Source organism: Pseudomonas sp. SWRI50 (genome assembly GCF_014269095.1).
Classification (GTDB): Bacteria; Pseudomonadota; Gammaproteobacteria; order Pseudomonadales; family Pseudomonadaceae; genus Aquipseudomonas; species Aquipseudomonas kermanshahensis.
Genome location: NZ_JABWRW010000030.1, coordinates 67296 through 75446 on the forward strand (window position 1 = coordinate 67296; position 8151 = coordinate 75446).

The 8151-nt window shown below is 62.4% G+C and carries 6 protein-coding genes; 4 read left to right on the forward strand and 2 right to left on the reverse strand.

The window, feature by feature from the left end:
* Positions 1–52: 52 nt before the first annotated feature.
* On the reverse strand, positions 53–2161 hold the full coding sequence (locus tag HU750_RS23925) for a molybdopterin-dependent oxidoreductase (RefSeq protein WP_186682764.1): 2109 nt from the start codon (positions 2159–2161) through the stop codon (positions 53–55).
* Between the two features lie 364 nt (positions 2162–2525).
* On the opposite strand from HU750_RS23925, the gene argF reads away from it, so the two are divergent.
* Positions 2526–3446 carry an ornithine carbamoyltransferase gene (gene argF, locus HU750_RS23930; RefSeq protein ID WP_186682765.1) on the forward strand — a complete coding sequence of 307 codons (921 nt, stop codon included), beginning with the start codon at positions 2526–2528 and terminating at the stop codon, positions 3444–3446.
* Positions 3443–4552, forward strand: a complete 1110-nt coding sequence (locus tag HU750_RS23935; RefSeq protein WP_186682767.1) for an ABC transporter ATP-binding protein — start codon at positions 3443–3445, stop codon at positions 4550–4552. The genes argF and HU750_RS23935 overlap by 4 nt, the downstream gene beginning before the upstream one ends.
* Before the next feature lie 224 nt (positions 4553–4776).
* On the opposite strand, the gene ybaK is transcribed toward HU750_RS23935, so the two are convergent.
* Entirely contained in the window at positions 4777–5247 is a 471-nt protein-coding gene (gene ybaK, locus HU750_RS23940) for a Cys-tRNA(Pro) deacylase (protein ID WP_054899441.1), read from the reverse strand.
* A gap of 303 nt (positions 5248–5550) precedes the next feature.
* On the opposite strand from ybaK, the gene HU750_RS23945 reads away from it, so the two are divergent.
* Entirely contained in the window at positions 5551–6402 is an 852-nt protein-coding gene (locus tag HU750_RS23945) for an MIP/aquaporin family protein (protein ID WP_027594186.1), read from the forward strand.
* Positions 6403–6453: 51 nt separating this feature from the next.
* The gene (glpK, locus tag HU750_RS23950; RefSeq protein WP_099455148.1) at positions 6454–7953 is read left to right on the forward strand and encodes a glycerol kinase GlpK; all 1500 of its coding nucleotides are present in this window, start codon (positions 6454–6456) and stop codon (positions 7951–7953) included.
* Positions 7954–8151 lie beyond the last annotated feature (198 nt).

An 8151-nucleotide genomic window follows, 5' to 3' on the forward strand; every position in this document is an offset into this window, starting at 1 on the left:
CGGTGACGCATTGTATCGGAAAGCCGAGCGGTATGCTCGGCCTTGCCGTTGCTCAGGCGGCCTCGACGTGCACAGGCACGCCATTGAGGGCGGCATTGCCCGACACCTGATCGCGCAAGCGCTCATCGGTGAGGTCATTGGCACTGACCCCGGGTTGCCCCTGGGCGACCTGCAGGTGCACGCCCTGGCGCCCATGGCCGTAGCCGTGTGGCAGGCTGACCACGCCCGGCATCATGTCGGTACACGCCTGCACTTCAACCTCAAGGGTGCCGGTACGCGAACGTATGCGCACGCGCTGGCCATCCTGCAGTTGCCGTTGCAGCAGGTCATCAGGGTGCATTAACAGCTGGTGGCGCGGCTTGCCTTTGACCAGCCGGTGGAAGTTGTGCATCCACGAGTTGTTGCTGCGCACGTGGCGGCGGCCAATCAACAACAACGCCCCAGCGGCCAACGGTGCCTGTCGGGCAACCCTGGTCAAGTCGTCGAGCAGCACCTGAGGGGCCGCCTCGATGGCCTTGCTGGCGGTGCGCAGGCGCGCTTGCAGATTGGCGCCTAGCGGCCCCAGATCGAGCCCATGGGGGTGTCGATCCAGTGTTTCGATCGAGAGCTTCCAGGCCGATTCATCACCATAGCGCCCCTTGCGCAAAGCCCAATCGATCATCTGCGCCGGGGGCAGGGTCGGCTTGAGCTCCAATGCCGCACGCTCGGCAAAGGCCTTGGCCAGGCCGACAAAGATCTCCCAATCGTGCAACGCGCCTTCTGGCTTGGCGAGGATCGCGCGGTTGAAGCGTGTCACGTTGCGTACCGCCAGCAAGTTGAAGGTGCTGTCGTAGTGGTCGTTCTCCAGCGCCGACGTGGAAGGGAGGATCAAATCGGCATGGCGGGTGCTCTCGTTGATGTAAAGGTCGATGCTGAGCATGAACTCGAGCCCCTCCAGCGCCTCGTCCAGCTGTCGACCATTGGGCGTGGACAGCACCGGGTTGCCCGCCACGGTCACCAGCGCCCGCACCTGGCCGTCACCGGGCGTGAGCATTTCTTCGGCGAGTGCAGCCACCGGCAGCTCGCCGGCGTACTCCGGCAGCCCCGAAACCCGGCTTTGCCAGGCATTGAAGTGCCCACCCGAGGTACTCGCCACCACGTCGACTGCAGGCTCGGTACACAGGGCGCCGCCCACGCGATCCAGGTTGCCGGTGACCAGGTTGATCAGTTGCACCAGCCAGTGGCACACGGTGCCGAAGGCCTGGGTCGATACGCCCATGCGGCCGTAGCAGACGGCCTTGTCGGCAGCCGCAAAATCACGCGCCAGCTGGCGAATATCGGTAGCGGCAATCCCGCACAGCGGGCTCATGGCTTCAGCGGTCAGCGGGGCAATTGCGTTGCGCACCTGATCAACACCCTTGGCCGGCACGTGAGACGCGCGGGTCAGGCCTTCGTCGAACAGGGTATTGAGCAGGCCACTGAGCAATGCTGCATCGCCGCCGGGGCGGATGAACACGTGGCGGTCAGCCATGGCCGCGGTTTCGCTGCGCCGCGGGTCCACTACCACCAGTTGACCGCCCCGGGCACGCAGGGCCTTCAGGCGCTTCTCCACATCTGGCACGGTCATGATGCTGCCATTGGATGCCAACGGGTTGCCGCCCAGAATCAACATGAAGTCGGTGTGGTCGATGTCCGGGATCGGCAACAGCAGACCGTGGCCGTACATCAGGTGGCTGGCCAGGTGTTGGGGCAACTGATCCACCGAGGTGGCCGAAAACCGGTTGCGGGTCTTCAACAAGCCGAGGAAATAGTTGCTGTGGGTCATCAGCCCGTAGTTGTGCACGCTGGGGTTGCCTTGATACACCGCCACCGCGTTGCGACCATGCGCCTGCTGGATGGCCCACAGCTTGTCGGCCGCCAGGGCGAAGGCCTCGTCCCAGCTGATCGCCTGCCAGCGTTCGCCAACCCGACGGTGCGGCTGACGGAGGCGGTCGGGGTCGTTCTGGATGTCTTGCAAGGCCACCGCCTTGGGGCAGATATGGCCACGGCTGAACGGGTCATCGGGGTCGCCCTTGATCGAGCTGATCAGCGCCCGGCCATCGTCTTCATGGCTGACTTCGATGTTCAGCCCGCAAATGGCTTCGCACAGGTGACAGGCACGGTGATGCAGGGTCTTGGTCATGGCCGCCTCTGCGTTGTCATGGGTCCGATCACGACTATGCGCCCGGCCCACGGCCCTCGCCAGCGCGCTTTGCGCTGTGAATTCCCCGACATCAGCCAAACGATTCGCGACACGCATTTGCCAAATTGCGGGCAAGCCGTGTACAACCTCTGTAGCAAATAAAAAACAGCGCACGCTCAAGGGGTAACGACACCCTTTGCAACAGAGCTGCTGTTTCCCCTCTTGGTTTCAGGCGACATTTAATTATAGTATTGCGCCTTTCCCTATTTCGTCCGCCCCGTGCGGCTTACGCCGCAGGTCACTCCCGTTGTCAAAAAAAACCATACGGTCGACCTGCATACCGTTGCAGATAAGGTAGTCAAACATGAGCGCTAGGCACTTTCTCTCCCTGCTGGACTTCACCACCGACGAATTGCTCGGGGTGATCCGCCGCGGCATCGAGCTGAAGGAGCTGCGCAAGCGAAGCGTACTGTTCGAGCCGCTGAAAAACCGCGTGCTGGGCATGATCTTCGAAAAGTCCTCGACCCGGACCCGCGTGTCGTTCGAGGCAGGCATGATCCAGCTCGGCGGCCAGGCCATCTTCCTGTCACCTCGCGACACCCAGCTGGGCCGTGGCGAGCCAATCAGCGACAGCGCCATCGTGCTGTCGAGCATGGTCGACGTGGTGATGATCCGCACCCACGCCCACAGCACCCTCACCGAGTTCGCCGCCAACTCGCGCGTACCGGTGATCAACGGCCTGTCCGATGAGTCGCACCCGTGCCAACTGCTGGCCGACATGCAGACATTCGTCGAACACCGTGGCTCGATCCAGGGCAAGACCGTGGCGTGGATCGGCGATGGCTTCAACATGTGTAACTCTTATATCGAAGCCGCCCAGCAGTTCGATTTCCAGCTGCGCATCGCCTGCCCAGAAGGCTACGACCCGGACCCACGCTTCATGGCGCTGGGCGGTGATCGCGTGCAGATCATCCGCGACCCGAAGGAAGCCGTGCGCGGCGCCCACCTGGTGACCACCGATGTCTGGACTTCCATGGGCCAGGAGGAGGAAACTGCACGCCGCCTGGCGCATTTCGCGCCTTACCAGGTCACCCGCGAACTGCTCGACCTGGCGGCACCCGACGCCCTGTTCATGCACTGCCTGCCCGCCCACCGTGGTGAGGAAATCAGCCATGACCTGCTCGACGACCCTCGTTCGGTCGCCTGGGACCAGGCTGAAAACCGCCTGCATGCACAGAAGGCCCTTCTCGAATTCCTTGTAGAACCGGCTTACCACCACGCATGAGTCAACCCCTACTGCTCAACCTGCGCAACCTCGCCTGCGGCTACGGCGACCAGCGCATCGTCCAGAACCTCAACCTGCACCTGAACGCAGGCGACATTGGTTGCCTGCTGGGTTCATCCGGTTGCGGCAAGACCACCACCCTGCGCGCCATCGCCGGTTTCGAGCCTATCCATGAAGGCGAGATCCAACTGGCGGGCGAGGTCATTTCCCGTGCCGGCTTCACCCTGGCTCCGGAAAAACGCCGCATCGGCATGGTGTTTCAGGACTACGCCCTGTTCCCGCACCTGACCGTGGCCCAGAACATCGCCTTCGGCATCGCCAAGCACCCGCGCCAGGGTGAGGTGGTCGAAGAGATGCTCGAACTGGTAAAGCTGGGCGGCTTGGGCGGTCGCTATCCGCACGAGCTGTCCGGTGGGCAGCAGCAACGGGTCGCCCTGGCCCGCGCGTTGGCGCCAGAGCCTCAGTTACTGCTGCTCGACGAGCCGTTCTCCAACCTCGACGTGGAACTGCGCCGCCGCTTGAGCCATGAGGTGCGCGACATCCTCAAGAGCCGGGGTACCAGCGCCATTCTGGTGACCCACGACCAGGAGGAAGCGTTTGCCGTCAGCGACCAGGTGGGTGTGTTCAAGGAAGGTCGCCTGGAGCAGTGGGATACGCCTTACAACCTCTACCACGAGCCGCAGACGCCGTTCGTGGCCAGCTTCATTGGCCAGGGCTACTTCATCCGCGGCCAGATGAGCAGCCACGAGGCGGTCAATACCGAACTTGGCGAATTGCGCGGTAACCGCGCCTACATCATGGCGCCAGGCAGCTCGGTGGATGTGCTGCTGCGCCCTGACGATATCGTGTATGCGCCAGACAGCCTGCTGCGCGCCAGTATCGTGGGCAAGAGCTTCCTGGGGGCTTCGACCCTGTATCGCCTGCAACTGCCAACCGGCAGCCAACTGGAGGCGATTTTCCCAAGCCATATCGATCATCAGGTCGGTGAGGGTGTAGGGATTGCCGTGGCGGCCGATCACCTGGTGCTGTTCCCAGTGCCGGGCAGTGTCGCGGCGCAGTTGCCACGGCAGGAAAATGGCGTTCGCCGCTACAGCTCGGCGACCTGACCGAAAACTGGGGCCGCGTTAGCGGCCCATCGCCGGCAAGCCGGCTCCCACAGGTACAGTGCTAACCCTGAAAGTGGTACCGTTCCAGCAACTGTCTTGTGGTGCTTGTCTGGCCTCATCGCTGGCAAGCCAGCTCCCACAGGTGCGGCGCTAGACTTGGAGGCTACACAGTTCGGGTGGGAGCTGGCTTGCCGGCGATGGGCTGCGCAGCGGCCCCTGCGATTTCAACCCCTGCCAATACCGGCAAACGTGCCCTGGGTATGCTCAGCCAGCACCGCCGCCGCCAACTCCACCTCCAGCCCACGCCGCCCGGCGCTGACATGGATGGTTGCAAAGTTCTGCGCCGAGTCATCAATAAAGGTGCGCAAGCGCTTCTTCTGGCCTAACGGGCTGATGCCACCGACCAGATACCCCGTAGCCCGCTGGGCCGCCGCCGGGTCGGCCATCTCGCACTTCTTCACACCCGCCGCATGGGCCAGTGCCTTGAGGTCCAAGGTGCCCACCACCGGCACCACGGCCACCAGCAACTCACCTTTCTCACTGCTCGCCAGCAAGGTCTTGAACACTTGCTGCGGATCAAGCCCGAGCTTTTCCGCTGCCTCCAAACCATAGGAGGCCGATTTAGGATCGTGCTCATAACTGTGCACACGATGCTCGGCGCGGGCTTTTTTCAACAGGTCTAGGGCGGGGGTCATGCGCAGGCTCCGGTCAGGGACAAGTCGGCGGCTACTTTAGGACATATCCCACATCCCAGCCAGTTCGGAGGCTACGCACCTGTCTAGCGTGCGGTTTCGCGACCCCACACTACGTCCAAAACGTGACTGACCGTTCACTTTCGACCTTTGACATAAGCGTTTCTTGTCTATATTTTTTCGTTTCTGAAGAAATGGTGCACATTTAAGGTGCATTTCCTGTATCTGCCTGGGGTCAATGGGGATCGACTCCGGGCTTTGCTGTCGAGCGCCACGCGCCTCACAACAAAAAAAACGAGGTCATACATGACGACTGCTCTACGCGAACCCACCTTGTCCAGCCAATGCCTGGCCGAATTTCTTGGCACCGCCCTGCTCATCTTTTTCGGCACCGGTTGCGTCGCCGCGCTCAAAGTCGCGGGTGCCAGCTTCGGCCTGTGGGAAATCAGCATTATCTGGGGCGTCGGCGTGAGCATGGCGATCTACTTCACCGCTGGTGTTTCCGGCGCGCACCTGAACCCGGCCGTGAGTATCGCCCTCACCCTGTTCGCCGGCTTCGACAAGCGCAAACTGCCGTTCTACATGCTGGCCCAGGTATGCGGCGCCTTCTGCGGCGCAGCGTTGGTCTACACCTTGTACAGCAACCTGTTCTTCGATTTCGAACAAGCCCACGCCATGCTACGAGGCAGCAGCGAAAGCCTGGAGCTGGCGTCGGTGTTCTCCACCTATCCGCACCCCTCGTTGTCTACTGGCCAGGCGTTCCTGGTGGAAGTGGTCATCACCGCCATCCTCATGGCCGTGATCATGGCCCTGACCGACGACAACAATGGCCTGCCACGTGGCGCTGTGGCGCCGCTGCTCATCGGCCTGCTGATTGCCGTGATCGGCAGCGCCATGGGGCCGCTGACCGGCTTTGCGATGAACCCAGCCCGCGATTTCGGGCCAAAATTGATGACTTTCCTGGCCGGTTGGGGCGAAATCGCCTTCACTGGCGGACGGGACATTCCTTATTTCCTGGTACCGGTGTTCGCACCGATCCTTGGCGCATGCCTGGGCGCCGCAGCGTATCGCGGCCTGATCGCCCGCAACCTGCCAGTCGCGCCAACCGCAAGCGCTGAGACAAACGACAATCGCCAGGGCGATACTCAAGTCAACTGATGTGGCCTCACGCCCAAGCCCTGACTTCCCATTTTTGCAAGGCCTACGACCATGACAGACACCCTGGATAAGAACTACATCATCGCCCTGGACCAGGGCACCACCAGTTCGCGGGCCATCATTTTCGACCGCGACGCCAATGTGGTCGGCACCTCCCAGCGTGAATTCGCCCAGCATTATCCGCAGGCGGGTTGGGTCGAACACGACCCGATGGAAATTTTCGCCACCCAGAGCGCCACCTTGGTCGAGGCCCTCGCCCAGGCGGGCATCAGCCACGCCCAGGTCGCTGCGCTGGGCATCACCAACCAGCGTGAAACCACGGTGGTGTGGGACAAGGAAACCGGCCGCCCGGTTTACAACGCCATCGTCTGGCAGTGCCGCCGCAGCACCGAAATCTGCGCGCAGCTCAAGCGTGATGGCCATGAAGACTACATCCGCGAGTCCACCGGCCTGGTCACCGACCCGTACTTCTCCGGCACCAAGCTCAAGTGGATCCTCGACAATGTCGAAGGCGCCCGTGAACGCGCCGAACGTGGCGAGCTGCTGTTCGGTACCGTCGACACTTGGTTGATCTGGAAATTCTCCGGCGGCAAGGTGCACGTCACCGACTACACCAACGCGTCGCGCACGCTGATGTTCAATATTCACACTCTGGAATGGGACGAAAAACTGCTGGAAATCCTCGGCATCCCACGCCAGATGCTGCCCGAGGTTCGCCCCTCCTCCGAAGTCTACGGCCACACCAAGAGCGGCATTGCCATCGCCGGTATCGCTGGCGACCAGCAGTCTGCGCTGTTCGGCCAGATGTGCGTCGAGCCCGGCCAGGCCAAGAACACTTACGGCACCGGCTGCTTCCTGCTGATGAACACCGGCGACAAGGCCGTCAACTCGTCCCACGGCCTGCTCACTACCATTGCCTGCGGCCCGCGAGGTGAAGTGGCCTATGCACTGGAAGGCGCGGTGTTCAATGGTGGCTCTACCGTGCAGTGGCTGCGTGACGAGCTGAAGATCGTCAACGACGCACTCGATACCGAGTACTTCGCCAGCAAGGTCAAGGACAGCAACGGCGTGTACCTGGTGCCCGCCTTCACTGGCCTGGGCGCCCCCTATTGGGACCCTTATGCCCGTGGCGCCCTGTTCGGTCTGACGCGGGGGGTGAAGGTCGACCACATCATTCGTGCAGCGCTGGAATCGATCGCCTACCAGACCCGTGACGTGCTGGACGCCATGCAACAGGATTGCGGCTATCGCCTGTCCGAATTGCGCGTGGATGGCGGTGCGGTGGCCAACAACTTCCTCATGCAGTTCCAGGCCGACATCCTCGGCACCTGCGTGGAGCGCCCGAAAATGCGCGAGACCACAGCCCTCGGCGCCGCCTACCTGGCAGGCCTGGCCTGTGGTTTCTGGAGCAGCCTGGATGAGTTGCGCGACAAGGCGATCATCGAGCGCGAGTTCAGCCCGCAGCTGGACGAGACGCAGAAAGAGAAGCTTTACGCCGGGTGGCTGAAGGCCGTCGACCGTACCCGCGACTGGGAAGATCACGAAGCCTGATCCGGGGTCAGGGGCCGCTGCGCAGCCCATCGCCGGCAAGCCGGCTCCCACGGTCACAGCTCCTTTTTATGCAGCAGAGCTGATCGGTGTGGGAGCAACTGTCTTGTTCAAATTTCTGAGGGCATTCCATCCTCTGGGAAATCAGCCAGCCCTTTGGACCGCGTTGTCGAGCAGAGAACAAAGTTAGTAAGCGAGTTG